We start from the raw sequence: 25728 nt of genomic DNA, 5'->3' as shown, positions 1-25728 counted from the left end.
TCGACCCTGGCCCCTGGGCGCTCCATTGCCACACCACACCGCACCCGGGAGATTTGCCATGCGCATCATCTATGTCGACGTCGACACCCTCCGCGCCGATCACACCACCCCGTACGGCTATCACCGGCCGACCACCCCCAATCTGCAACGGCTGGCGGACAAGTCGGTGGTCTTCGACCGGTACTACTGCTCCGATTCACCGTGTATGCCCTCGCGTACGGCGTTGACCAGCGGGCAGTTCGGTATCACCAATGGTGTCATCGGCCATTTCGGCCAGGCCGCTCAGTTCCGGCTGGACGCGGGCCACGCCCCGGAGCCCGATCGACCGATGCTGGGGCAGGCCCTGCAATTCGGCGGCTACTACACCGCGGCCGTATCGGTCTTCGCCGAACGCCACCGCGCCTACTACTTCCACGCCAACTTCCGCGAATCCATTCGCGCGACCAGCAATTGGGGCGACGAGGATGCCGTCGACGTCAATCGGGCCGCGATCGACTGGATCCAACGCCACGCCGACGAGGACAACTGGTATCTGCACCTGACCTACTGGGAACCGCACACCGATTACACCCAGCCGGTGGACTGGACCACGACGATGGCCGAATCCGGGCCGGTGCAGGACTGGCCCGACGCCGAAACCATTGCGGCGCACGCTGATATCTACGGACCGCGCAGCGCGCTGGATCTCAACTACTCCCTCGCCGGGGACGGTAGCTCCCCGGTTCCGCACAATATGCCGGACGCGATCGGCTCACGAGCGGACTTCGAACATCTGATCAATGGATTCGACGGCTCTATCGCGTACTGGGATCACCATTTCGGCAAGCTCATGGCAGCGCTGGACGAACTCGGCATCGCCGAGGATACGGCGGTGATCGTCAGCGCCGACCATGGAGAATCCTTCGGCGAGAACGGTTCTTATGCCGAGCACGGTCTGGCGAACGAACCGACGCACCGGCTGCCGCTGGTCGTCTACTGGCCCGGTCTCACCGAGGATCTGAGCGTCGAACAGCGACGCAATGACGCGCTGCTCTACAATATCGATCTCGCACCCACCCTGTGCGATCTGCTCGGGCTTCGGATTCCGGCGGGCTGGCAGGGCGAGTCCTTCGCGGAAGCGTTGCGCGGCAATGCGATCGACTCACGTGACTATCTGGTATTCGGCCACGGCGCGCATACCTATCAGCGTGCGGTGCGCACTCGCGACCACCTCTATATTCGCACCTATCACCCGGGCTGCTTCCGTGCGGAGTGGGAGCAACTGTTCGATGTCACCGCCGATCCGTACCTGACGCGTGACCTGCTCGACGATGAACCCGAACTCGCCATCGCGATGCGCGCCCGCCTGGCCGAATGGTGGAACACCTACGCCGGACACCCCGGGGCACTGCCCGATCCGATGCAGACGACCCTGCAAACCGGACCCACCTACTACAACGACCCGGTGCGCTACGCGCGGCATCTCCGCGATACCGAACGCGCGCACCTGGCGGACGACCTCGAACAGCGGCTGGGATCATTGACGATCCCCGTGTCCTGGCACGCCCCTGACCGGCCGCGCGTCGAGGCATTGCGCGACCGCTGGATGCAGGTGCTGTCGGAGGCCGCGCCCGGTACCTGACAGCCGCTACCGCACCGAACACCCGGCCCGCGCTCGATCGCGCCGGGCGGTTCCCGCGTACCCCTAGTCCAGCCGACAAGGAAGTCGACATCGTGTCCCACTCCATGCCGCCGGAGCCGGTTGTCGGCTCCGCCGCGATCGGTCCCGCGGCGGTCGCGGCTGTCCCCGCCTCCGGCGGGCCGCCGCCGGTCGCCAACCGATGGCGGCAACTCGCGCTGCTGAGTGGGCTGATCAGTATGGACAACAGCGAAGGCGCGGTGGTGTCGACGCTGTTCCCCGCATTGCGTGCCGCGCTGGGACTGCCACTGTCGGCACTCGGGGTCATGGTGGCGGTACACAAGATCATTCAGGTGATCTTCGGTCCGATCTGGGTGCTGGTGGCCGCCCGGGTCGGGCGCAAGAACGTGCTGGTGCTGTACGGGATCGCCGCGCTGGGTTTCGCCGCGGGCGGACCACTGATCAACGGCATTCTCGCCGATCTCTTCGACGACAACAGCCGCGGCCGCGCCGCCGGACTGCTGTACGGCGGGTTCGCCCTACTGTCCGCGATCATCGGCCCGCTACTGGGGCAGCTGTCGCGAATCCCCGCTGATGTCCTATGTCGGGGGCACCGTGATCGGCGGGATTGTCGTGGACCGGATCCAGCGCCGATTCCCCGATATCGGACGACTGGCGGTGTGGCAAATCTCTACGCTCGGTTGGGCATTGACCGCCGCCATGTGCACCCAGGTCGCTTGGTCGTCCATCTGGGTGTACGCGATCTGGTTCTCGATCGTCGGCGTTCTCCAAGGGTTCATTCCCGGGTGCAACCGGCCGGTGCTGATGTCGGTGACCACTCCGGAGCTGCGCAGCGCCGCCTTCGCGCTGATAATCGGTGCCGAATCCGCGGGCTGGGCCGCGATCACGCTGGGGATCGGCTATCTGGGCGACCGGATCGGCCTGGAAGCGGCCCTGCTCTATCTCGTCGTCGTGCTCACCATTGTCAACGGCCTGTTCATGTCTGCCATGTACCGGCCCTATATCCGTGAATCCGCCAGTGTGCGAGCTACTTTGGTGGCCCGCGCCACAGGGAAGGTTGCCGAATGACCACTCGTCCCAACTTCGTCATATTCATTCCCGATCAGCTGCGCGCGGACGCGCTCGGTGCGTTCGGCAACCCGCACGTGCACACACCGCATATCGACGCACTCGCCGCGCGCGGCACCACCTTCACCAATGCCTATGTGCAGCATCCGGTCTGCTCGCCGAGTCGGGCGTCCTTCCTGACCGGGTGGTATCCGCATACCGCCGGACATCGTTCACTCACCCGTCTGCTACAGCCGCACGAGCCGAATCTGCTTCGCACGCTGAAGGAGTCGGGGTACCACGTGACCTGGGCCGGGATGCGCGGAGATACCTTCGCGCCCGGGGTCACGGAGGACAGTTGCCACGAGTACGGGTTCTCGGTCATGCCGACGGCCGCCCACGGTGGCGACTACCCGGAGGGCTGGGCGCGGCTGTTCTATCGGGGGCTGGTACCCGAGGACAGCGGCATCGATGCGGACGAGGCCACGATCCGCACCGCGGAGGCGTGGCTGTCGAACCCGCCCGCGCAGCCGTGGGTGCTGTTCGTGCCGATGATCGCACCGCACTGCCCGTTCCAGGTGGAGGAGCCGTACTTCTCCCGGGTGAATCGCGACGACCTGCCGGATCCGATCCCCGCGGGTGATCCGGCGACCGAACCGCGGTACCTGGCCGCGATCCGGGAGCGGTACGGCCTCGGGGAGGTGACCGCCGCGCAGTGGCGCGAGGTCGCCGCCACCTATTACGGGATGATCGAACGGCTCGACGCGCAACTGGGGCGGGTGCTGGCCGGGGTCGACAAGGCCGGCGTCGCCGACGATACCGTCACGCTGTTCTTCGCCGATCACGGCGAATACCTCGGTGACTACGGGATTATCGAGAAGTGGCCGTCGGCGATGCACGAGTGCATCACTCGCGATCCACTCATTATCAGCGGTCACGGTATACCGGCCGGGCAGCGGTGTGACGCGATGGTCGAGTTGATCGATGTCCTGCCCACCGTGCTCGATATGGCGGGAGCGACGGCGGCACATCGGCATTTCGGACGTAGTCTCGTTCCGCTCTTGCGGGAACCCGGGCGGGAGCACCGCGAATACGCCTTCACCGAGGGCGGTTTCACCGTCGACGAAGAGCCGCAGTTCGAACGGCCCGGCTTCCCCTACGACCTCAAAGGGGAGCTACAGCACGAGGATCCGCCGCTGGTGGGCCGCGCCGTGGCGGTCCGCGATCGTGACTGGACCTATGTCTGGCGACTGTACGAGCAGCCGGAACTGTACCGGCGCGCCGAGGATCCGCACGAGACGAACAATGTGGCCGGGCGCCCGGAGTTCGCGAGCATCGTCGAGCGCATGCACGAGGCGATGCTGCGCTGGCTGGTGGAAACCGGCGATGTCATGCCGCTCGAGCCCGACCCCCGCTTCCCACATGTCGAACTTCCCGCGCCCGGAGCGTCGGCGCGTTGAGTTCGAAGCCACCCTCCGCTGCACTGAATACCGAAGGAACGGTCATGCCTGTACATCCGCTCATCGCCGAACTGACCGATGCCGAGAAGGCATCGCTGTGCACCGGGGCGACCTTCTGGGATCTCGCCGGAGTGCCACGACTGGGAATCGAGGGCATCAGCGTCGCCGACGGCCCGCACGGGCTGCGGAAACAGGATGCGGATGCCGACAATCTCGGGACCACCGATTCGCGCCCCGCGACCTGTTTTCCGACCGCGTCCGGCCTGGCGAGCAGCTTCGATCCGGAATTGCTGGCGCGGATCGGGGCGGCGCTGGCGGTCGAGGCACGGGCCGCCGGAGTCAGTGTGCTGCTCGGGCCGGGCGTCAATATGAAGCGGTCCCCGCTGTGTGGGCGCAACTTCGAGTACTTCTCCGAAGACCCTTATCTCGCAGGCGAACTCGGTGCGGCCATGGTGTCCGGCCTGCAGGACAACGGGATCGGCGCATCGGTGAAGCATTTCGCGGCCAATAATCAGGAGGACCATCGGATGACGGTCTCCGCCGAGGTCGACGAACGGGCACTGCGCGAGATCTACCTGCCCGCGTTCGAAACCATTGTGCGCAAGGCACGGCCGTGGACGGTGATGTGCTCCTACAACCGGCTCAACGGCATCTACACCTCCGAGCATCGGTGGCTGCTCACCCAGGTGTTGCGCGAGGAGTGGGGTTTCGAGGGCGTGGTGGTATCGGACTGGTTGGCCGTCAACGATCGCGCGGCGGGTATCGCCGCGGGACTCGATCTCGAAATGCCCATGAGCCCGGACGGTCCCACGCGAGTGCTCGCCGCGCTGGCCTCGGGCGAACTGGACCGCACCGACCTGGACCGCGCCGCCTCGCGGGTCCTGACACTGATCGACCGGGCGCACGCGTCGGAGGGTCCGGCGGTCGTCGACGTCGATGCCCACCACGCTCTCGCCCGCGACGCGGCCCGTCGGTCCGCGGTATTGCTCCGCAATGTCGGTGCGTTACCGCTGGCAGGTACCGGCGCCCCGATCGTGGTCGTCGGTCCGTTCGCCGCCACGCCTCGCTATCAGGGCGCGGGCAGTTCGCGGGTGGTGCCGACCCGTCTGGACAATGCGCTCGACGCGCTGCGCGTGGCGCTGCCCGACCGCCGCATCGACTATTTCCCCGACTACGACCGCACCGCCGCTGCCGCTGCCGCCGCTGCCGCCGAGGTCATCGTCTTCGCCGGACTGCCCGAGAACGCCGAATCGGAGGGCTTCGACCGTACGGTCATCGACCTGCCGGTCGAGCAATCGGACTTCTTGCACGCCCTGCGGCAGCGCCTCGGCAGGCTGACCGTCGTCGTCCAGGCCGGTTCCGCGGTCACGCTGCCGTTCGCCGATCACGCCGACGCGATCCTGCTCGCCTGGCTCGGTGGCCAAGCCGGTGGTGGCGCTATCGCCGATCTGCTCTCGGGCATGCACTCACCGTCCGGCAAGCTGGCCGAGACGCTGCCCACCGATCTCCGGCACACCCCCGCCCACACGGCCTTTCCTGGCGACGGCCGCACCGTCGACTATCACGAGAGCATCTTCATCGGCTACCGGTGGTATGAAACCCGTGGACTCCCGGTGGCTTTCCCGTTCGGGCACGGCCTGACCTATACCGACTTCACCTATTCCGATCTCGACGTGACCGTCGAAGACCACACCGCCGCAGTACGATTCACCCTCACCAATACGGGCGAGTTTCCGGCGGCGGAGATCGCACAGGTGTACATCGCCGATCCCGCAGCCGAACTACCCCGGCCGGTCCACGAACTGAAGGGATTCGCCCGAACCCACCTCGCCCCCGGCGAATCCCGCCGCGTGCGTATCGAACTCGATCGCCGTGCCTTCGCGTACTGGCATCCGGGCAAAGGTGACTGGCATGTGGAAGCGGGCGAATTCATCGTCGAGGTGGGCGCGTCCAGCGCCGATATCCGGTTGGCACAGACGATCCGGCTCGACGGAGACCCCCTGCGCCGACAGCTGGAACCCACGTCACCGACCGGATTCTGGCTGGCCGACCCGGACTACGGACCCGCTGTCCGCGACATCATTTCGAGAGCCGGCGGCGGCCTGGTCGGGATGCTCCTGGACAACCCGGAACTAGATTTCGGCCGCCACCACATGCTGCTCAGCATGCCCCTGAACCGCCTGGGCCGCATCGACGCGGTCGATTTCGATATTCCCGCGATCGACGAGATCATCGCATCCGCGCACCCGCCGCTGCCTGCGGACACGAATGGCGAACAGCCTGCTGAGCTGGACCGCCGTCGGAGTTGACGGGTCGCTGATCGCGCCACCGCTGCAGAAACGCGCTGCGCGTGCGGCAGGGATGCCGCCGAGCGGTGGAAGCCTGTGGCGCCCGGTGTCCGCGCAACAACCCATGGTTGGGTCCGCCCCGCCGCCCGTGTACCGGGCCGCCATGTACCGCCCGGCTGCTCCGGAGGCCGCGAACGGTCCACGGCAACGATCCCAGGGTCCGCCGATCAGGGGGTAGTTCAGCGGACGTGCTTGGTTGCGCGTTCTCAGGGTGTGGTGGTGGCCCAGCTCGTAGGATGGCTGAAGCTCGATCCGGTCTCGGTTCGGAAATCTGAGGTGACGCTGTGTCCGCGCAGGTGGCTCTTGTTGTAGTGCACGGCATCCTGTCCGACAGCGGTGCGTGGGATCCGCTCCTCGACCTGCTCGACCGGGACCCTGATCTCGCGGGTCGTGTACGCGTCGTGCGAGTCGACTACCCGAGCAAACTTGCGGAGCTGGTGCCGAAGAAACAACTGCCGGAACTGGATACAGTGGCGGGGTTCCTGGGTACCCAGCTCGCCGAGCAACTCGTCCCCGATCAGCAGGTGGTTTTCGCCGCGCACAGCCAGGGCGGGCTCATCGTGCAGCGCTATCTAGCGCAGCAGCTGTCCGAAGGGCGAGGGCTCGAACTTCGACGGATACGCCGAATCCTGATGTTCGCGACCCCGAACTCGGGCTCGGAATACCTTCTGGCGCTGCGTAAACGGTGGCAACGCAATCCGCAGGAGCGCGAGTTGCGGCCACTCAACGAGAAGATCATCCGGACACAGCGGATGATCCTCGACCGCGTCGTGCACGCTACCGAGACGACGGCGACCAGCGTGCCGATCCCAATCGAGGCGTACGCGGGCCTCTCCGACCGGGTCGTGTTACCGCAGTCGGCGACCTCGGTATTTCCCACCGGTGGTGTGCTGCCAGGAGACCATTCGTCGATCATTCGGCCGACCTCGGCAGATGATCTGGTGTACCGGATCGTGAAAACCCGTCTGCTACAAGAAGTGCAGCGCAGCGCGCATACTCCCGCCGCACCTGTGGACTCCGAGCGCGTGGATCAGCTGAACCGGTCGATCGCGAGTGAGCTTCGAACACAAGTGATCACAGAGCCTACCGAGCAGAGGTTGACCAAAGAGGCCGTCAGGCAGATTGCGGCGGCGCTGGAGAAAATCTCGGATCTGATCGATCCCGCTGTCCGCTCACAGTTTGTCATGAGCATGCCGCTCTATGTGCGACAGCGCATGCCACCGGGTGGGGGTAACCCGCGGTTGGAACTGGCCGCGCTGGTGGAGATCTGCGCCATCTTCGGTGAAACCGGGCGCGAAGCGCTGGTCGTCTCCATGGAGTGGGCATTCGCGCGGGAGGATCCGGCGGTTGGCCGAGCGCTGGATGTAATCGAGCAGCGGTGGCCACCGGGGGCGTCGGCGGCACCGCTATGGGAGGACACGCCCTCACACACCGCTTAGGCGCGACGACAGCCCGGCCCGGCCCGTCGCGCCGATGTTCATAGGCCTCGGAGTTGTCGCGGTAGTCCTGGTTGTGGTCATTGCGCTTGTCGCGTTGATCGCACGCAGCAATGCCCGCTCTGATCAGGCGGGCTCGACGCCCCCGGTTCTCGGGCTGACGGAAGTCTATCGGCACGGTGGCGACGCCCTCGGTGACGATCCGTTCAGAGGCAACCCGGCACCGAACTCAGCCGCGGTCGCGGTATCGTCGAATCCGTTCGGCGAGGGGGGATCCCAAACCGACAGAAGCTTCTCCGGTAACGAGCCGTCCTTCTATGGTGGGGTACCGAACGAGCCCGTCGGTGGGCGCGACGATACGATCGCTCACTTCGGCGCTGACCGCGTCGCAACCGAGGCTGCGGTGGATGCGTTGAGATCCGATGAGCAACTGCGGTGGCGAGGCGGAGACACCTTGACGGTGGATAACTTCGGGACGTACCTGGCTGAGCTGACACCTGTGGTCCTACGCGTGGATGTGCGGTTGACCTACCACCTGTTGCGCGAGGGGCGCGCGATTCCACAGCAGGCGGTCTTGGAGTCCGGAACTGTTGTGCTCGTGGATGTTTTCGGTATCCCGCGGATACGTGCCATCAGTGCGACACCGTTGACGTTGCCGCAGGTGGTGTCTGGTCCGCAGGTGAGTTTCACCGGCGACCCTTGGGACGATTTCGATCCGAGCTGGGTATTCGCTATCAGGCCCTCGGACGAGGCGCTGGCAGTGTTGGCCCTGTTCGATCTCACTACTGCCGGAGAATTTCAACGGCCGTGCGGCACAACCGGTGACCGGGATATCGTCGACCGAGTACCTACCGTGCCGGCAACGACGTCGACGTCGACGCCCGACACACCTGCTCCCACTACGAACCCTGGTGGCGGCGAAGTGGATGTTTCCGGGATCTGGATCCTGGCGTCGGAGTTTTCCGGCGTGGAAGGCACTCTGCTCCGAGAAGGCACAGGATTCCGGTATCGCACGCCGCAAACGAACGACCACATCGGATGGGACTGCTTTCTCAGCGGCCAACCGGGCCAGACCGCCACCATGGAGTGCCTGTCGACTGGTAACGGGTATTCCAGCACCTGGAGTGCAACCGGGCCGATCACCGCGATCTCGCCGAACGGCCGCCCGAAGCTGCGGTTCGACGGAACCAGTGCCGGCCCCGCCACCACAATGACGTTGACACCACAGTGATCCGTTGCGCCGGGGCGCTCAGGTGCTCGACGGTGTCCGTTCGATCGCGGTGCGGGCGATTTCGATGCCTCGTCGGTGGTCGCTCGGACGGTGCCGGTAGCCATCTGGGCGAGGTAGCCGTCATTCCGCTCAGTCGGCATCGGAAATCGGATCGGTGAGTCGGTTGGTGCCGTCGTTCAATGCACTGTCCAAAGCGTCGACCTGGGACCGCCGGAATGTCTGTGACACTGCGGCTTTCGGCTCGATCATATCGAATGCGTGGTAGCCGCCAGGCGTCACATGCAGCGTGCAGTCGACACCGGCTTGCTCGAGGCGCTGGACATAGGCGAGGTTCTCGTCGTGGAACAGGTCGTTGGTGCCGACGCCGAGCCAGGTGGTCGGGAGGCCGGTGAGGTCGTCGTAGCGTGCCGGTGCGGCAAGGGGGGATATCTCGTTGCCGTACGCCGGTCCGAGGTATGAGCGCCAACCGAATCGATTGCTGTCGGCGTTCCACAGGCGGACGCGATGGCGGTCGAGCTCCGCGCGCGTGGTGGTTCGGTCGTCGAGCATGGGATAGGACAGCATCTGCAAAACCGGTTGGATCGTCCCGCGTTCCTTGGTGAGGAGGGTCAGCGCCGCCGCCAAACCCGCACCCGCGCTGGCGCCGCCGATCGCGAGGCGCTGGGCATCGACATCCGGTTGTTCCGACAGCCAGCGCCATGCGCTGTAGCAGTCGTGCAGTGGGGTCGGGAAGGGATGTTCGGGTGCGACGCGGTAGTCCACCGAGGCGACGGTGATGTCGAGTTGGTCGGCGATACGGCGGCAGAACCGGTCGTCCTGCGCGGCGGTGCCCAGCACGTATCCGCCGCCGTGGATCCACAGCAATGCCGGGGTCCGCGGTCGGGGTCGGGGTCGGGAAGGGCGAAAGACTCGTACGGATACCTCGGCGTCGATCCGGATGATGTCCACGTCCGATCGCGGGCGATCGAGGATCGCGGTCAAGCGGCGGATCAACCAGAGGTTGCGGGGACCGACAATGGTGCGTGGCAGCAATCGTGCGATCCGCAGATCGGGGTGAAACGGCTGATGCGACATGTACTTCTCTTCTGGGGCCGGTGAAGCGTCGATCATCGCAGGTATTCGAGAGTCGGGAGACAGGGTAGTCAACCCAATGGTCCGTGCGAGAAGAACTGGGACCCGCTGAATGCGAACATCATTGTGCCCAGACTCAATCCGAGCAGGACCGGTCCTTGTGGAATCTGGGAGTCGGCTCCGCGATCGAGCCTATTGCTGCCGCCAACGGAGTCTTCCGTCGCTGGCGGTCTCGCACACCATGGGCTTGCCGGTCTTGCTGATACCGGTTGCTCCCGCGGTACTACAGAACGCCCCCGCTGTGACGGGCTTCGGGGGCGCTGCCACCGTGGGAGCGGCAGGGGGAGTCGGCGCTGGCGCTGTGGGCGTCACCGGAGCCACAGGTTCGATGACGGGTGTTTCGACAGTCTGAGTGAGCGGCGCCGGGAGCTCTGTCGAGGGCTGCGCGGCCACGGTGGGTGCTGTCGATGTAGGCGTGGGAGTGGCAGGTGTCGACGTAGTCGTGGTGGCCGGGATAACCGGCGGCGGTTGGGTGCTGGTGGTGGAAGCCGGGCTGGGCGACGGTGCGATGGCGAGCGGAGCCTGTGTCGAATCTTGTTTCGGCGCAACCAATCCGATCGAGATGAAGACCAGAAACGATGCGGCCAGTACCCATCCCGCCGAGCGTCGGCTACCGATGCGTGCCCATCGCACACGTCCGCGTATGAGACCTATGACGGCGACGACGACCATGACCATCCAGATGAGGACGAGAACCGAGGCCAGTACCTGCATGATGCGAATCCCTGCTGATGAGGCGACAGCGAGTCGCGCTGCCGACCGACTCCGCCCCTGCACACGTATAGGGCGTGGGCCCGATGGTGTTACTGCCACTCAGTCGTGGGGGCATCGCAGTGCGATTACTTGATTGAGGGCTACTTCGAATGAGAGCAACCGCAAGTCGACGGATCAGCCGAGCAGATGATCGCTGTGTCACAGGAAAGGGCCTCAGTACGGCAGTCGTAATGAAACGTTGCTAGTTCAACGGTAGGGTGACGTGCCGTAACCCGATTGTTATCGGGACTACGTATCAGATGTATGGGAGCTTCATGAAGTACAGGAAATTCGCGAGCGTTGCCATGATGGCGATCGCCGCCACCGGGATTGCCTCGGGCACCAGCTACGGTGCTCCGGCCGAACCGGCTCCGGCCGTGGTGCAGGTGGCTCCGGCCAGCGAGGCGCAGGGGCAGGACCAGGGTGTCGACTACTCGGTGCGGCTGGCCGAGAGCGGAAATACCGTCGTCACCCAGGTGACCGGCGGTGCTTTCAGCCTGGATGCCGACGCCAAGGCTGTCACGCTGAAGAACCAGGAGGGGCTGGTTGTCGCCCAGGTGCCGCTGATCGGGAAGGTCGGGCAGCAGGAGATCGCCCTGACCGCCGCGATCGACAATGACGGACGGCAGCTGTCGCTGACCGCCCCGAAGGCCGACGATGTATCGGTGAAGTTCATCGGTTCGCAGGAGTGGTTCTTCTCCGAGCTGCAGCGTGCCTCGCTGGGTGCGCTGATCGGCGCGATCATCGGTGCGTTCTTCTTCGGCATCGGCCTGCCGTTCGGTGCGCTGATCGGTCTGCTGATCGCTGGTGGTCAGCCGCTGATCGATTCCGGTATTGCCTACTTCAGTGGGCAGCCCTGAAAATTCTGATTCTCGGCGGTACCCGTGAAGCGCGGGAACTCGCCGATATCGCTTCCGGCGAGCGAGGACTCGATATCGTGTCCTCGCTCGCCGGACGTGTGCGTGAACCTGTACTGCCGGTCGGCGCGGTCCGCGTCGGCGGGTTCGGTGGGGTGGACGGGCTGCGGAAGTGGCTGTCGGACAATGCTATCGAAGCTGTGGTCGACGCCACGCATCCGTTCGCGGGCGGCATCACCGCCAATGCGGCCGCGGCGGCCGCGAGCCTGGGTGTGCCGGTGCTGCATGTGCGCCGACCGGCCTGGATCGAACAGTCGGGGGACCGCTGGATACGCGTGCCCGATCTGACGGCCGCGGCGGAAACCGTTGCCGGACTGGGGGAGCGGGTCTTCCTCACCATCGGCCGTCAGGGTGTGGCGGCGTTCGCGGAGCTGCGGGACCAGTGGTTTCTCATTCGCGCCATCGACCCGCCCGAGGGCGCGCTGCCACCGTGCCACGAATTACTGCTCGCGCGTGGACCTTTCACCATTGCCGACGAGACCGAACTGCTGACCGGCCGTCGCATCGACGTCCTGGTCACCAAGGACAGCGGTGGCGCGCAGACCGAAGCGAAACTCGCCGCCGCTCGCGCGCTCGGGCTGCCCGTGGTGGTTGTGGACCGCCCGCCGGTGCCGCAGGGTGCCGCCATCGCGGAAACCGTTGCCGCGGCGTTCGATTGGCTGCGGCAACGCACCGGCTGAACTCCCATCCGTCGAGTGTGACGTGAGCTCGTACTGCAACGGCGCTCCCGTCATTCCGGCTCGCTCTTGGCCGGAATCCACACGATCCAGTGCGCTACGTGAAGGTATGGTCCCGGCCAAAGCGTGCCGGAATGACGAAGGGCGAGCCGAGAGTCGTTGCGGTATCAGCTGAGGCGACTGGTTCGGCTGAGGAGTTCCGGCAGTCGGTCGAACCAGTCCAGAACCGCGCGCTCATAGCGAATACCGAAGTCCAGGGTGGCGCGTTCGAAGGGCGAGATTCGCTGTTCGTCATGGCCCCCCAGATAGCCGGACAGGCGGTGTTCGTGAATCTCGCGATTGGCGGCGATTATGCGTTGCAGGCGTTCGGGTTCCACGAACTCACCGAACGACAGGGTGAGTAGCAGCGGAACGCGGATGGTTTCCGGCCCCGGATCGCGGGCGATCCATTCGGTGAAGGCCTCTCGGCCGCTCTCGGTAATGCGGTAGGGCGTGCGGTCGCGCGCGCCCGCTTCGCCCTTGTCGACCAGGCCGTGCTGGTGCATGGTCGCCAGTTCGCGGTACACCTGGCTCTGGGTGATGGTCCAGAAGTCGCCGATGCGGTCCTGGGCGAGAGCGACCAGATCCCAGCCGGACATCGGGCCCTGGTGCAGGAATCCGAGTAGCGACGCGGCCGTCGAATTGAGCGGGCGTCGTTTATCGTCTGCCACGGTCACTCCCTTTCCACGCCGAACACTGTGCGGAGGGCCTTCATCGTGCGGGCCGGGCCCTCTACTGCGCTGTTTCGATACCCGCGATGTTCCACATTGGAATATTAGTCGATATAGCGACGAGAAGTGAAAACGCGCGGCCCGCCCGCCGTGTCGAAGACCGTGGTGGTGGAAGCGCCCACAATGAGCAGGGTACGCATATCCACCTCGGCCGGATCGAGTTCACCCAGCGTCACCACCCGCACCGACTCCGTCGGACCGCCCACATCGCGGCCGAGTACCACCGGGGTTCCCGGTTTGCGGTGCTCGAGCACGAGGTCCCGCATGGCCGCCACCTGCCAGGTGCGCTGCGAGGAGGCCGGGTTGTAGACGGCGAAGGCCATATCGGCGGCGGCCACCGCAGAGATCCGGCGCGCCACCACCTCCCACGGCTTGAGACGATCCGAGAGCGAGAGCATGGCGAAGTCGTGGCCGAGCGGTGCGCCGACGCGACTCGCGACCGCACTGGCCGCGGTCATCCCCGGCAGCACCCGCACCGGGACATCGCGCCACTGCGGATCGGCCGATTCCTCGACCACCGCCGCCGCCATGGCGAAAACGCCGGGATCACCGGAGGAGACGACCACGACCTTCGCGCCGTTCTTGGCCATATCGAGAGCCATTGCGGCACGCTCGGATTCGACGCGATTGTCACTGGCGTGCCGGCGCTGGCCGGGGCGTTGCGGCACCCGGTTGATGTAGGTGCTGTAGCCGACGATATCGGTGGCCTCGGCGAGCGCCCGGGTCACCTCGGGAGTGGTCCAGGCGCTCGCGCCCGGGCCGAGGCCGATCACGACCACTTCGCCGGAATCCGCGCCGGGCGATCCGGCCGCAACCGGTTCCACTGAGCTGGCGGATTCCGGTCCAGTGGTTCCTGTATCGCCGACCGCTGTCGCGACCCCGGAGTTTGCGGCAACCGCGGCGGGCACGTCGCTGGCAGGCGTGCTGGAGCTGCGGGAATCCAGGATCTGCGAAAGCTTCGCGAACTCATTCGGCGTCGCTGGATGGTGCGGTGCGGCACCGCTTGGCGATACGGCGGCCGTGACGTGCTGTGCGGTGCTCGCGGCGTCGGTGAAACGAATCGGCGTGGCCGGTTCCGGGCCGGGAACCAGGGTGATGGCGAAATACGGGACGCTGGCCTCGTCGACATCGGCGGCGCGCAGCACGCGCTGGCGGGTGCTGCTGGCACGTTCGACGTAGTACGCGCCTTCGAGGCGACCGGAATCCGAAAGTGCCTGGCGCACACCGGGGTAGGTGCGGCCGAGTTTCATGATGGCGGCGGCGTCGGCGCCGCGCAGGCGGTCGGTGAGCTCCTCGACCGGCATGGTGCCCGGGAGGATGGTCAGCACCTGTTCGCCTTCGACGAGCGGGGTGCCGAGGGCGGCCGAGGCCGCGCTCACCGAGGTGACGCCGGGAATGATCTCGGTGTCGAACCGGTCGGCCAGGCGGCGGTGCATATGCATGAAGGAGCTGTAGAACAGCGGGTCACCGGCGGCGAGCAGCGCCACCGAGCGTCCGGCCGCCAGATGGTCGGCGAGGCGGGCGGCGGCGCTCTCGTAGAACTCATCGATCGCGCCCTGGTATCCGCCCGGATGGTCGGTGGTCTCGGTGGTCACCGGGTAGACGAGGTGTTCTTCCACCTGGTCGGGCCGCATATACGGTTCGGCGATGGCACGGGAGATGCTGCGCCCGTGCCGGGCGCTGTGGAACGCCACCACATCGGCCGCGCCGATAATCCGTGCCGCCTTGACCGTCACCAGTTCCGGATCGCCCGGCCCCAGTCCGATACCCCAGAGCTTGCCGCTCATTCCTGTTCGCTCGCAATCGCATTGAGGGCGGCAGCGGTCATCGCACTGCCACCGCGGCGACCCCGCACCGTCAGGAATTCGATATCGCCGTATTCGGCCAGGGCCTGCTTGGATTCGGCCGCGCCGATGAATCCGACGGGGATACCGAGCACCGCCGCCGGACGTGGCGCACCCGCGTCGAGCATGTCGAGCAGGTGGAACAGCGCGGTCGGCGCATTGCCGATGGCCACCACCGCACCATCGAGGCGGTCGTGCCACAGTTCGAGGGCCGCCGCTGATCGCGTATTGCCCAGGGCCGCCGCCAATTCCGGCACCCGCGGATCATCGAGCAGGCACAGCACCTCGTTATCGGCGGGCAGCCGTTTACGGGTCACCCCCGACGCCACCATCTTCGCGTCGCACAGAATCGGCGCCCCGCCCCGTAGCGCCGCCCGCGCCTTCGCCACCGCATCGGTGCTGTATTCGACGTCCCCGGCCAAATCGACCTGCCCGCAGGCGTGAATCATCCGCACCACCACCTGCGACACCTCCGCCGGAAACCGGTCGAGTTCCGCCTCGGCGCGAATGGTGGCGAACGACCGCCGATAGATCTCGGCCCCGTCGGTGAGGTAGCTGGTGCGCACGTCGGACATGGCGTCCACCCTAAGGCGGGCGTCCGGGCGCCCCGCGCCCCGGGTCCGTGGTCAGCACGGCGATTTCACTCGACCCGGTCGGGGACCGGGAATTGGTCGACGGCTGAAACCTGTCTGACAGCGGCATCGCTCGACCTGGCTGCCCAGCGAGCAGATCGTAATAGGTCCCCGCCATACCAACCGTGCTGTCCGACCCTCGAGCGAATATAAAATCCGAGCGCCGCGCCACCACCACACCGAACGGCAATGATGAACTGGCGACATGACCGACCCGAGCCACCAGAATTCGTACAGCCGGGGGGAACTGTAGTAGACACGCGTGATGTGGCCTTCTGCCACGGGGACGATGATATGTGCGGGGCCGTATTCCAGTCCGAGTTGTGAAGTGCTCACTGTCACCTCGTGGTCGCCTGGGGGGTCGAGAGATGGCTGGCACCCCAGGTCAGGTTCGGAATCGGCCAGTCACCGACCTTGACCAGAGGCTGGATACCGAACTGTATGGGCAGCTTCGAAGTATCCAGCACGAATCCGGTCGGGCCTGGCTCGATCGTGAAGGCGGCCGGGATCTCCAGCGGTAGCTGCGAGTGGCGGTTATTCATCGCTCGATCCACTGTCGGCCTGTATAAGGTCGGATGTCACTGCGGCAGAGTCATGCTGTGCCCCTGCTCATCGGTCTTTCCGGTTTCACCGGCGGCAACCGCAACGCTACGTGTAGCCCGTGTGGGGTTACCGGCGCTATCAGTAGTTCACCCCGATATCGCTGAACCAGCGCGGAGGCGATGGGCAACCCGAGCCCGGTGCCGCCCGGTACAGCGGATGCGCCTCGGAAGAACCGTGTGGTGAGCTTGGTGATCTCGTCCTCGGAGACGCCGATCCCATTGTCCACCACCGATATAGTCGCGCGCTCGGACTCACCGCGGACGCGTACCTCGGTTGCCGCCCCCGATCCCGCGTATCGGCAGGAGTTGCTCAATGCGATATCGAGAATCTGCGCCAGCGCGTCGGCAGGGATCGCGGCTTCGATCACACTGAGCGAATATTCCGCCGTCAGCGTCATATTCGCCACTTCGAAGGCGACCTGCCACTCCTCGACCCGGTCCTCGACCACACGCATCACATCGCAGCGATCGGGCCAGTGCGCGTCGGATTGGGCCGGGTCGTAGCCCACCGGAGTCTCGGCAACGGCCAGTTTGAGCAGACCGTCGAGGATCGCGGTGAGCCTGTCGACCTGGGAACTGGCTCGCAAAAACGATGTACGTGCCTGCTCGGGAATCACCTTTTCCATGGCTTGTAAGCGAATGGCAAGCGCTGCCAGCGGATTCCGAATCGCATGGGCGGTGTCGGCGACCAGCTGGCGTTGTGAATGCACGGAGTCGGAGACGGCCGTCGACATCGAATCGAACGACCGTGCCAACTCCTGTATCTCGGGCGGGCCGAAGTATCCGCCATAGGAATCCGAGACCGTCTTCGACGGGCTGTGGTTCTTGTCGGGCGGTCTGGGCAGTGTCTCGGTCAGTGCGGCAACCGAGTCGGACAGTTTGAACAATGGACGCAACAACCAGCGGCTCAGGCCCAGCGCGACGCCGGTGAACAGCGTGAGTGCGGTGGACGCCCCGAGTGAGATGAGCGCCCATAGGCCGGTGATCTCGGACTTCGCCCGCACCGTCGACGCTTCGATAACCACTGCCCCCCTGATGTGGAGCCCACTCCCGATCGGAGACGCGACCAGCATCGTGTCCGGATCCCAGGTACGCAGGCGGTGCGGGGGACCGGTCGCATGGCGATTGCTGCGGACGGCGACGACGGCATTCTCGACACCGCGCGCCGAGGTATCCACGCCGGTATTGGCGAATTCGACACCACTCGCATCGACCACGAGAATCCTCTCCGAATACAATTCGCGATAGCGCTCCATCTCGTCGACTAGTGGTTTCCGATCGCCACTGTCCATGGATTTCCCGGCGAGATCGGCGAACCATCCGGCATAGACGAATCGGTTCAACCACAGCTCTTGGGTTCGTGAAGTGGAGACTGTCATGCACAGCGGAACCATGAATCCATACACCGCCAATGAGGCAAAGAGCAGTAATACAACCAGCAATCGTCGTCGCAAGAGCGGACCCCATCGTCACTTTCCCCAGCGGTAGCCGTAGCCCCGGATCGTGGCAATCAGCCCGGGCCGACCCAGTTTCTGGCGCAGGGTCGAGATATGGACATCCAGCGATCGGGAGACGGCGAGGAAAGCGTCGCCCCAGACCCGGTCCATGAGCAGTTCGCGACTCACGGCTGAACCGGGTCGTTCCACCAGAATCCGTACCAGCTCGAACTCCTTTTGCGTGAGGAATACCAGCTCGCCGCCGACTTCGACCTCGCGAGCTATGAGATCGACACGGACATCACCCGTGACCACCTCGGTAGCCACCGGCCCCAACTGTGTGACAGCGCGCCGGGTCACCGCCTCCAACCTTGCCACCAGTTCATCCAGGCGCGGTGGTTTGACGATGAAATCATCAGCGCCATTACGTAATCCGCGGACCACGGTGCGTTCGTCATCTCGGGCCGTCAAGATCACCACCGGTACCTTACTGACCTCGCGGAGTTGGCGCAGCACGTCGAGCCCGTCACCATCGGGTAGTCCGAGGTCGAGAATTACCGCGTCGTAGCGGCGGTGCCACAGCAGGAGATCCGCGCCCCGAGTTTGGCGTTCAGGGATGAACCCGTTGTCGGTGAGGACCTCCACGAGCGCATCGCCGACTTCGTCATCATCTTCTACTACTGCTAGTCGCACTGTCCGATCTTCTCTCATGGGGGGATCGTTATCGGAAGTGTTCGTAGGATCTGTTGTCTCGACGGCGCTCGGTGGGTCCGCGGACGCGGTGAATTCCCTCGGTTCCGTACCGGCATCATCGTGTTCAGGGGCATCGGGCGGGTCGAGTCGCGCATCACGATCCACCGGGTTCTCGGACAGTCGCTGACTGTGCTGTGCGGGTGGAACGCTGGCGGCGGCCGCGCGCCTATTACCGGAAGGCCATGTGGACATTGTTCATACGTATTTGCTGCCTGGCCAGGAGGCAACAGCGGTGAAAACACTTTACTGTTCTTTGACATACGTCCAGCACGTTCCGCGAGCTGGCTTGTGACAGAATGCTGTTGGCCATACCTCACCTCCCTATCCGTGCCAATCGCGAAGTGTTTCGATCGCCGCGGGATGCATCGGAAACTCGCCGGTGCCGACGAGCCAGCGTCTGTCCAGGAAGTGAATGCCCAGGGCCTGTTGCGGTACGATCCGATTCCCGTGGCGCAGAAGCAATTCCGTCATCGCCGAAACGGCCTCGTGATCGAGCCCGGGTGCGGCGATAAGGAGGTTCGCGACACCGATGGTGCTCACGGCCGGGGTGTTCGGATAGGCGTTCCCGGGGATCACCAGGTGGTCGTACGCGAATCCGAACCGCTCCTTCATGGCGGGGGCCCAGCTGCCGATATCCAGCAGACGCATGCGGGCGGGAATGTCGACACCGGGTGTCGGCACGCCACCACCCCAAAGGATTGCGTCGACTTCACCGGCGTACAGGGCGGGTGCCGAATCCGACACCTGTCGATGGCTGACGATCAGATCGGCGGCGGGGTCGATCCCCGCCGTGACAAGTAGTCGCTCAGCGGTCATAGCCGCGCCTGACCCCGCGACGCCGAGATCCACTCGCATACCCCGGAGATCCTCGATCCGCATGATCGGGCCGTCCGGCTGAACGGCGATGTGCAGATAGGCCTGATACAGACGCCCGAGCGCGAGTCCGTCGGTACTGGCCGCATGCGCCGCGTCGGCGAGGGAGAGTGCCGCATCGAGTTCCCCACGGTCGAGCATCTCGAGGTTCATCTGAGATCCGGCGGTGGTGACCGGATGGATACGGACCGTGTCGCCCTCAGCGGCGACGCCCGCCAGCAGGTGGGCGATTTCGTGAAACAACCCGCCCTCGCGGCCAGAACCGAGCCGGACCCGGACCGGATCACCGCTACATCCCGGGAGTGCCGATACCGCGGCGAGCGCGAGGAACCCTCGACGGCTGATCCTCGGGCGGCCGGCGACTCGACGATCGCGAGCGCCGTCATCCATCAAGCGCGCTCCTGTCTACCTCGGTGCCCCGGAGTCGGCGTGGGCAACAGTTGGCGCAAAGTCGCTCCATCAGTGGAAGACATTCCAACTGGTTCGACATGCCGTGTCAACAGCTTTGACCCCGGGTTCGCTGCGGTTGCTGATCGTCGGCGCGGCGGGAGTCCGGGGTGGAAGGTGAGGGCCGGTCCCGCGTTAGCGAACTGAGGCCACCGCGGATTCCGAGGCCTTCGTCGGAGTGGACATCGCCTCGTAGTGCGCGATCTTGGCGTCCAGAATCCGCAGGCAATCGGCAGACGGGTTTCGGGCACGCCGTCTGCGGGTCTCACCCGCTGCCGGGCCCGACACCGGGCAACGGTGTCGGGGCCACCGCTGCGTCCCAGGTCGGAAGGGTGCGACGCCTGGCGGCCGGGGCTCCGGCGATGGGCGGCTCGCGATCCCCGGTGTTCGGGAGCCGCGGCTCCGGCGGTGGGCCGCAGCTTGCGCAGCACATGGGGGTCTATCGCTTACCGGAGTTCGGCTGCTCGCGTCGCGGCGTGATCGCTAGCCCGATCGATATAGCAACTTCGGTTGACTAAGTGGTGCTTAGTCAACTACAGTTGCTTGCATGTCGGAGCATGAGATTCCCATACCGAAGTCATCCGCGGACGCACTGGCGGCAGTCGTAGCGCTGCGCCGATTGGCCGATCGCCTCGAGGACGCCGCGGTCGAACAGGCCATGCGGGAGAACTGGGGGTGGCCGCAGGTCGCCGAGGCCTTGGGGGTCACCCGGCAAGCAGTGCACAAGAAACATGCGAAACGGCTCATCGCCGGTGAGGTCGCATTGAGGAGAAGGCGTTGATTATGCGGACATTCGGGAAAACGGCCGGATTCGGGAAGTTCGTCGAGGCGACGGTCGAGGGCGGGCGTGCGGAAGCACGCGAGAGTGGATCGGCGACCGTCGAGGCGGAACACCTGCTCCTCGCCATCGCGGCGGGGCAGGACAAGACAAGTCGCGATGTGCTCGGTGCCGTTGGACTCGACCATGATTCGCTGGTTTCGGCGCTGGAAGCGGAGTTCGTGCACAGCCTGCGGGCGGTCGGCATCGGCGATCTGGCTCAGGAGTTGCCGCCGCCGACCCGGTCGGTGGAGCCGCCGGCGAATTTGAGCGCCTCCGCCAAACTGGCCATCGAGCGCGCCACCTCGGTGTCGGCGAATCGATTACAGCCCGCGCATCTACTGCTGGGCATCGTGCGGGCACAGGTCGGAACCGTCCCGCGCGCACTGGAATTGGCCGGAATAGACCGCGGTGCGCTGGAATCGCGCCTGCTCGACGCACTCACGGAGGAGCCCGGTCATGATCGGTAGCGAACTGACCATCGAGGTCGACGGGTTGCGCATGCGCTACGGCGACAAGGACGTTCTCACCGGGGTCACCTTCGCCGCCCGGCGCGGTGAGGTGCTGGCGCTGCTGGGACCCAACGGGGCGGGCAAGACCAGCACCATCGAGATCCTGGAGGGCTTCCGGCTGCGGTCGGCCGGGCAGGTCGCCGTCCTCGGCGTCGATCCGGCGCACGGCGACGATCGATGGCGGGCGCGGATCGGCGTGGTCCTGCAATCCTGGCGTGACCACGGCAAGTGGCGGGTGCGCGAACTGCTCGCGCACCTGGGCTCCTATTACGGCGACCACTCGACGGCGGAGATCGCCCGGCCCTGGGACACCGACGACCTGGTGGCCGCGGTCGGCCTCACCGAGCAGGCCGATACCCGTGTCGAACGGCTGTCCGGCGGACAACGCCGCCGCCTGGATGTGGCGGTCGGCCTGGTCGGGCGACCGGAGGTGCTGTTCCTGGACGAACCCACGGTCGGCTTCGACCCCGAGGCCCGCCGCGACTTCCACGAGGTGATTCTGGGCCTGGCCCGCACCGGGCAGACCACCATCCTGCTCACCACCCACGACCTGCACGAGGCCGCGAAGCTGGCCGACCGCATCGCCGTCCTCGATGGCGGCCGCATTATCGCCGACGGCACTCCGGATACGCTCGCCGTCGATATCGTCGGCAATGACGAGGTCCGATGGCGGTGTGACGGAAGGTCATTCGTGGAATCCACGCCGCACTCCACCGAATTCGTCTACGACCTGTTCACCCGGCACGGCCGCGATATCACCGATCTCGAAATCCGCCGGGCCACATTGGAAGACGCCTACCTCAGCCTGGTTCGGCGTGGTGACGTTCTGGAGGTGGCATCATGACCGCGACCGTTGTGCACTCCGGTATCCAGCGGGGACTGGTCGAATGGCGGCAAGCCTTCGGTGGTGCGGCGCTCATCGGCCAGATGTTCTGGCCGGTAGCGACATTGGTAGCGATGTTCCTGCTGCGCGACCGGACCATCGCGGGCGGAACCCAATTGGGGACCTTCATGCTGCCGAGTGTGCTGGGTATGTTTGTCGCCTTCGGAATGATGCTGGTCATCCAATACCTCGCCGCCGATCGCGAAGACGGAACCCTGCTGCGCGCCAAGATAATCCCCGGCGGTATCCAGGGATACTTCATCGGCAAGCTCGTCACCGTATCCGGATCGGTACTGGCGTACCTGGCCGTCCTGCTGATTCCCGGAGCATTCCTGGTCGGCGGGTTGACCCTCGACTCCACCTCTGTGCTGATCCTGGCATGGGTGGTGCCGCTCGGTTTCGTCGCCACCCAATCGATCGGTGCCATGCTGGGCTCGCTCATTTCCGGGCCACGCGGGGCGGGCTACATCTCACTACCCGTCATGGGATTGATCGCCATCTCCGGCATTTTCTACCCCATCACCGCCATGCCGGATTGGCTGCAGCCGATCGCCCAGATCTTCCCGGTCTACTGGCTCGGATTGGGAATGCGCTCGGCCATGCTCCCGGCCGACGCCGTAGCCGCCGAAATCGGTGAGTCGTGGCGGCATTGGGAAACCGCCGCCGTGCTCGGCGGCTGGGCGATCGTCGGCCTGGTGGTCGCGCCGATCGTGCTGCGCCGCATGGCCCGGCGCGAATCCGGCTCGCGGGTAGCCGCCCGCCGCGAACAACTGTTGGCGCGGACCGCGTAGGGCGTTCACCCGCACCCCGCGTGCGGGATCGCCGATTCGGCGGTCCCGCACGGTGGTTTCCGGCGCAGAAACCGTGATTACCTCGCCGGGCGAGCGGCTGCGAATTCGGGTGGCCGCTGTTGTGGTCCGGCCTGGCACGCTTCGAAGTCGACCGGATCGGCAACCGCAGCGTGTGTTGCCATCCGGTTCGCGGGGGTCTACCGGGCCGTCAACAGGGCCCTGGCCTGTTGTATGGCGAGATCGTGGGCTTCGGTCTTCGACCCCTCCCAGATTTCTCCGACGTAGCGGCCTTCGGTGACCAGGCAGTACCAGGATCTGATCCCGGCGAGAGTGGACCAGCACTGTGTGTTCGGTGAATCCGGTGGTGTGGCAGCTGGGGCGAGTAGTTGAGCGTCGTAGTTGTGGTGGCGCACGACGAATTCGGATAAAACCATGGCCAGCTGCTGTGCTGCGGCATTGTCACGGGTGCGGTAGACGGTTGTGCCCGCGACCCCTGCGGCTGTCATACCCACGTCGCCGAACAGCGCCAGCATCCGCGGTTGGTCGTACATCATCAGCGACGCCGCTCGCGGCCCGTATGTTCCCTCTCGGGCTCGCCGGTAACCGGTCCCGAGTGCCAAGCCGTACACGCCTTCTGGATCGATCGGCAGTTCAGCGTATTTCGCGGGTTCGGTCGCGACGAAGGAATCCAGCAGTGGGCGCTGCAGCTCAATAGCTCGTTTCGTGGTGCGCTCGGCATCGACCTCGGTGACGGCGTCGACTCCGGTGTAGATCACGTACTCGTGATAAGGAGCGAAAGCCCTGACGCCGACCGATTTTTCGCGCTTGGTGATGCTGTACCGGACCTCAGGTTCGTCGGCCAGCGGTGCCGCTTGATATACGTCGTCGTCCGAGATCCCGGTTGTCGTCGTTGCGACCTCGGCCAGCTCATCTGCGGCCCGTACCGCTGTCTCGGCGTCGAGGAACCGCATCACCACGATGCGCAGGCTCAGCCGGGCCACCCCCTGTGGTGCGCCTCCGTATGTCTTGAATCCGGCCAGCATGTTGTGCTGTGTCGCGACTCCGGGAAACGCTGCGTCGAAGTCGGGGCCTCCCGGCGCGTGCTTCGGCAACGGGCCGATGGCAGTGGTGTCCCAGGGAAGGTGGGTCAGGGTCGGGTCGACGTCTCCGGGAAGGACAACGAATTCGCCGAGCCGAATTCCCTCGAGTAGCGCGCCGTCGGCATCGACCGTCGCTACGGCAGGGACTGTCGATCGGGTAGGAGTTGTCGATTGGGTAGCCGGAACATGCTGTGGCTCTGGACTGCCCGAACAAGAGACAACCAGAAACACAGCGGCCGGAACTACCAGGCGGGAAAGCGATCGCACAGGGGTCATAGTTCCACCAGCGTCTACCGATCGCACCAGATAGCGTGATCATCTCGGCGTGCGGTGCTCAGCGGTTGTGTCGCTGGGCAGGAGCCGTTTGCGCAGCAGGCGCGGCCGAAGCATAGGCGTCTCCGGTATCCGCGCCAGAACCCGCGCGGTTTTCACGACCGTGGTGGCGTGAGCCGGTAGCCGCCCGGGGCGGCGACGATATCGGTGACCGCGCCGCGCGGACGGCCGCAGCGGCGTTCGCAGCCCGACCAATGCTGACGGCCCGCGGCGACGACCTCCGCGGCGGTCAGGTCGGTCAGTGCGGGTTGCGGCGTACCCGATGGGAGCACGCGGCCCTCCTCGACGGCGGCCGCCGCGTCCGCGCGGATATCGGTCAGCGATTTGGCGCAGCCGGGTTGGCCCGCGCAGGCCGTCACCTGGAGCCACCGGGACGCGGAATCGAAGATCAGGCCCATGGGGGCGAGTACCCGAACCACCTGTTCGGCCGTCCACTCGTCCATATCGGTCATGAAAATGCTGCGCCACGGGGTGAGGAAGACCGGGCGCTCGACGGCGGCGATGAATTCGGCGGTCCGGGCGGGCAGGATCCCCAGCGGGACACCCGCGCCCAATGCCACCAGATCATCGGCCTGATTCAGCCAGCCGATCGGAATATTGTGCCGCGCGGCGAGTTCCATGACCTCGGCGGTGGCGAGGTCGGGATGGTCGACCAGCAGGCGGTCGGCGAGGGCGGTGGGGCCGTTCGGGATCTCGTGCAGACGCCACTGCCCGTCGCGCAGATCGAGGAAGCCGTGTGCCGCGCTGAGCACGAGCTCGATGGCCCGGTCGGCGGGCACCCGGAGTCCGGAGTCGGACCCGCCCAGGAGCAGGGCATAGTCGCTGTCGTCGATCGCGTGCAGGCCGATATCGGCCCCGAGCCCGCTGACATCACCGCGACCGTCATCGACGGTGAACAGCACCCGGCCGGGCAGTTCGGCCAAGCGCGGATCGGCCCGCAAACCCGCGTCCAGAGCCGGGACCAGTCCGTGCGCGTCGGTCCAGCCGCCGACGCGTCCGGACAGCGGAGAGGCGATGATATTGCGCACCCGCTCATGGGTGGCGCTGGGCAACAGCCCGGCCGCCTCGAGCCGGCTCTCCAACTCGACCGCGTCCCGCACCTGCCGCAGTTGCGCATTCGCGCGCGAGGTGAGCTCGATCGTGCCGTCGCCCAGATCGCGCGCCGCCTCGGCGAGCGTGAGCAACTGTGACGGTCGCAGGTGTCCACCGGGCACACGGATACGGGCGAGCGGACCATCGGCCGCCTCGTGCAACCGCAGCACACCGGGGCAGGAATCGGAATCGGTTCGAGTCATG

At 65.8% G+C, this 25728-nt stretch carries 24 protein-coding genes; 12 read left to right on the top strand and 12 right to left on the bottom strand.

Annotation, left to right across the window (positions count from 1 at the left end; translation table 11 throughout):
• Positions 1–58: 58 nt before the first annotated feature.
• The gene (locus NU1_RS26175) at positions 59–1621 is read left to right on the top strand and encodes a sulfatase family protein (RefSeq protein WP_067525286.1); all 1563 of its coding nucleotides are present in this window, start codon (positions 59–61) and stop codon (positions 1619–1621) included.
• A 346-nt stretch (positions 1622–1967) separates the two neighbouring features.
• Here NU1_RS26175 and NU1_RS43850 read toward each other — a convergent pair whose 3' ends face one another.
• The gene (locus tag NU1_RS43850) at positions 1968–2090 is read right to left on the bottom strand and encodes a hypothetical protein (RefSeq protein WP_281221269.1); all 123 of its coding nucleotides are present in this window, start codon (positions 2088–2090) and stop codon (positions 1968–1970) included.
• A 122-nt stretch (positions 2091–2212) separates the two neighbouring features.
• Here NU1_RS43850 and NU1_RS26170 point away from each other — a divergent pair, with 122 nt between their 5' ends.
• The 5 genes from NU1_RS26170 (at position 2213) to NU1_RS26150 (ending at position 9161) form a co-directional block, all read left to right on the top strand.
• Positions 2213–2707, top strand: a complete 495-nt coding sequence (locus NU1_RS26170) for an MFS transporter (protein ID WP_067525283.1) — start codon at positions 2213–2215, stop codon at positions 2705–2707.
• On the top strand, positions 2704–4146 hold the full coding sequence (locus NU1_RS26165) for a sulfatase family protein (protein WP_067525281.1): 1443 nt from the start codon (positions 2704–2706) through the stop codon (positions 4144–4146). Before NU1_RS26170 ends, NU1_RS26165 begins: the two co-directional genes overlap by 4 nt.
• Positions 4147–4190: 44 nt before the next feature.
• Positions 4191–6455, top strand: coding sequence for a glycoside hydrolase family 3 N-terminal domain-containing protein (locus NU1_RS26160; protein WP_084521827.1), 2265 nt, complete (start codon positions 4191–4193; stop codon positions 6453–6455).
• A gap of 323 nt (positions 6456–6778) precedes the next feature.
• Positions 6779–7933, top strand: a complete 1155-nt coding sequence (locus tag NU1_RS26155; RefSeq protein WP_245720317.1) for an esterase/lipase family protein — start codon at positions 6779–6781, stop codon at positions 7931–7933.
• Positions 7934–8006: 73 nt separating this feature from the next.
• Complete coding sequence (locus NU1_RS26150; RefSeq protein ID WP_067525276.1) at positions 8007–9161, top strand: DUF6777 domain-containing protein; 1155 nt, start codon at positions 8007–8009, stop codon at positions 9159–9161.
• A gap of 129 nt (positions 9162–9290) precedes the next feature.
• Here the strand turns inward: NU1_RS26150 and NU1_RS26145 are convergent, their stop codons facing one another.
• Together NU1_RS26145 and NU1_RS41765 are read right to left on the bottom strand one after the other, a co-directional pair.
• Complete coding sequence (locus NU1_RS26145; RefSeq protein ID WP_067525274.1) at positions 9291–10235, bottom strand: alpha/beta hydrolase; 945 nt, start codon at positions 10233–10235, stop codon at positions 9291–9293.
• A 189-nt stretch (positions 10236–10424) separates the two neighbouring features.
• A complete protein-coding gene (locus tag NU1_RS41765) occupies positions 10425–11006 on the bottom strand; it encodes a hypothetical protein (protein WP_157553041.1) in 582 nt (193 codons plus the stop codon).
• Positions 11007–11320: 314 nt separating this feature from the next.
• On the opposite strand from NU1_RS41765, the gene NU1_RS26140 reads away from it, so the two are divergent.
• Positions 11321–11905 carry a DUF8020 domain-containing protein gene (locus NU1_RS26140; protein WP_067525271.1) on the top strand — a complete coding sequence of 195 codons (585 nt, stop codon included), beginning with the start codon at positions 11321–11323 and terminating at the stop codon, positions 11903–11905.
• Positions 11902–12642 carry a cobalt-precorrin-6A reductase gene (locus tag NU1_RS26135; RefSeq protein WP_084521826.1) on the top strand — a complete coding sequence of 247 codons (741 nt, stop codon included), beginning with the start codon at positions 11902–11904 and terminating at the stop codon, positions 12640–12642. The genes NU1_RS26140 and NU1_RS26135 overlap by 4 nt, the downstream gene beginning before the upstream one ends.
• Before the next feature lie 164 nt (positions 12643–12806).
• Here the strand turns inward: NU1_RS26135 and NU1_RS26130 are convergent, their stop codons facing one another.
• The 7 genes from NU1_RS26130 to NU1_RS26100 form a co-directional block, all read right to left on the bottom strand.
• Entirely contained in the window at positions 12807–13349 is a 543-nt protein-coding gene (locus NU1_RS26130) for a PadR family transcriptional regulator (protein WP_067525455.1), read from the bottom strand.
• 104 nt (positions 13350–13453) lie between these two features.
• Entirely contained in the window at positions 13454–15196 is a 1743-nt protein-coding gene (cobJ, locus tag NU1_RS26125) for a precorrin-3B C(17)-methyltransferase (protein ID WP_067525266.1), read from the bottom strand.
• Positions 15193–15828, bottom strand: a complete 636-nt coding sequence (locus tag NU1_RS26120) for a precorrin-8X methylmutase (protein WP_067525453.1) — start codon at positions 15826–15828, stop codon at positions 15193–15195. The genes cobJ and NU1_RS26120 overlap by 4 nt, the downstream gene beginning before the upstream one ends.
• Positions 15829–16223: 395 nt before the next feature.
• Complete coding sequence (locus NU1_RS26115) at positions 16224–16427, bottom strand: hypothetical protein (protein ID WP_067525264.1); 204 nt, start codon at positions 16425–16427, stop codon at positions 16224–16226.
• Between the two features lie 50 nt (positions 16428–16477).
• On the bottom strand, positions 16478–17866 hold the full coding sequence (locus tag NU1_RS26110) for a sensor histidine kinase (protein ID WP_245720316.1): 1389 nt from the start codon (positions 17864–17866) through the stop codon (positions 16478–16480).
• Between the two features lie 90 nt (positions 17867–17956).
• Complete coding sequence (locus NU1_RS26105; protein WP_067525260.1) at positions 17957–18616, bottom strand: response regulator transcription factor; 660 nt, start codon at positions 18614–18616, stop codon at positions 17957–17959.
• A gap of 381 nt (positions 18617–18997) precedes the next feature.
• Complete coding sequence (locus tag NU1_RS26100) at positions 18998–19939, bottom strand: TAXI family TRAP transporter solute-binding subunit (RefSeq protein WP_084521813.1); 942 nt, start codon at positions 19937–19939, stop codon at positions 18998–19000.
• A gap of 604 nt (positions 19940–20543) precedes the next feature.
• On the opposite strand from NU1_RS26100, the gene NU1_RS26095 reads away from it, so the two are divergent.
• Genes NU1_RS26095 through NU1_RS26080 form a run of 4 tightly spaced genes read left to right on the top strand, consistent with a single transcriptional unit; the run spans position 20544 to position 22999 of the window.
• A complete protein-coding gene (locus NU1_RS26095) occupies positions 20544–20777 on the top strand; it encodes a hypothetical protein (RefSeq protein ID WP_067525257.1) in 234 nt (77 codons plus the stop codon).
• Between the two features lie 2 nt (positions 20778–20779).
• Positions 20780–21283: a Clp protease N-terminal domain-containing protein gene (locus NU1_RS26090; protein WP_067525255.1), complete on the top strand. Its 504-nt coding sequence runs from the start codon at positions 20780–20782 to the stop codon at positions 21281–21283.
• The gene (locus NU1_RS26085) at positions 21273–22169 is read left to right on the top strand and encodes an ABC transporter ATP-binding protein (protein ID WP_067525253.1); all 897 of its coding nucleotides are present in this window, start codon (positions 21273–21275) and stop codon (positions 22167–22169) included. Before NU1_RS26090 ends, NU1_RS26085 begins: the two co-directional genes overlap by 11 nt.
• On the top strand, positions 22166–22999 hold the full coding sequence (locus tag NU1_RS26080) for an ABC transporter permease (RefSeq protein ID WP_067525251.1): 834 nt from the start codon (positions 22166–22168) through the stop codon (positions 22997–22999). Before NU1_RS26085 ends, NU1_RS26080 begins: the two co-directional genes overlap by 4 nt.
• A gap of 197 nt (positions 23000–23196) precedes the next feature.
• On the opposite strand, the gene NU1_RS26075 is transcribed toward NU1_RS26080, so the two are convergent.
• Both NU1_RS26075 and cobG read right to left on the bottom strand, forming a co-directional pair.
• Positions 23197–24375: a DUF7373 family lipoprotein gene (locus tag NU1_RS26075; protein ID WP_443093784.1), complete on the bottom strand. Its 1179-nt coding sequence runs from the start codon at positions 24373–24375 to the stop codon at positions 23197–23199.
• A 152-nt stretch (positions 24376–24527) separates the two neighbouring features.
• Complete coding sequence (gene cobG / locus NU1_RS26070) at positions 24528–25727, bottom strand: precorrin-3B synthase (RefSeq protein WP_067525246.1); 1200 nt, start codon at positions 25725–25727, stop codon at positions 24528–24530.
• Position 25728 lies beyond the last annotated feature (1 nt).

Source organism: Nocardia uniformis NBRC 13702 (assembly GCF_001613345.1).
Taxonomy (GTDB): domain Bacteria; phylum Actinomycetota; class Actinomycetes; order Mycobacteriales; family Mycobacteriaceae; genus Nocardia; species Nocardia uniformis.
This window is presented reverse-complemented; position numbering and strand designations above follow the sequence as displayed.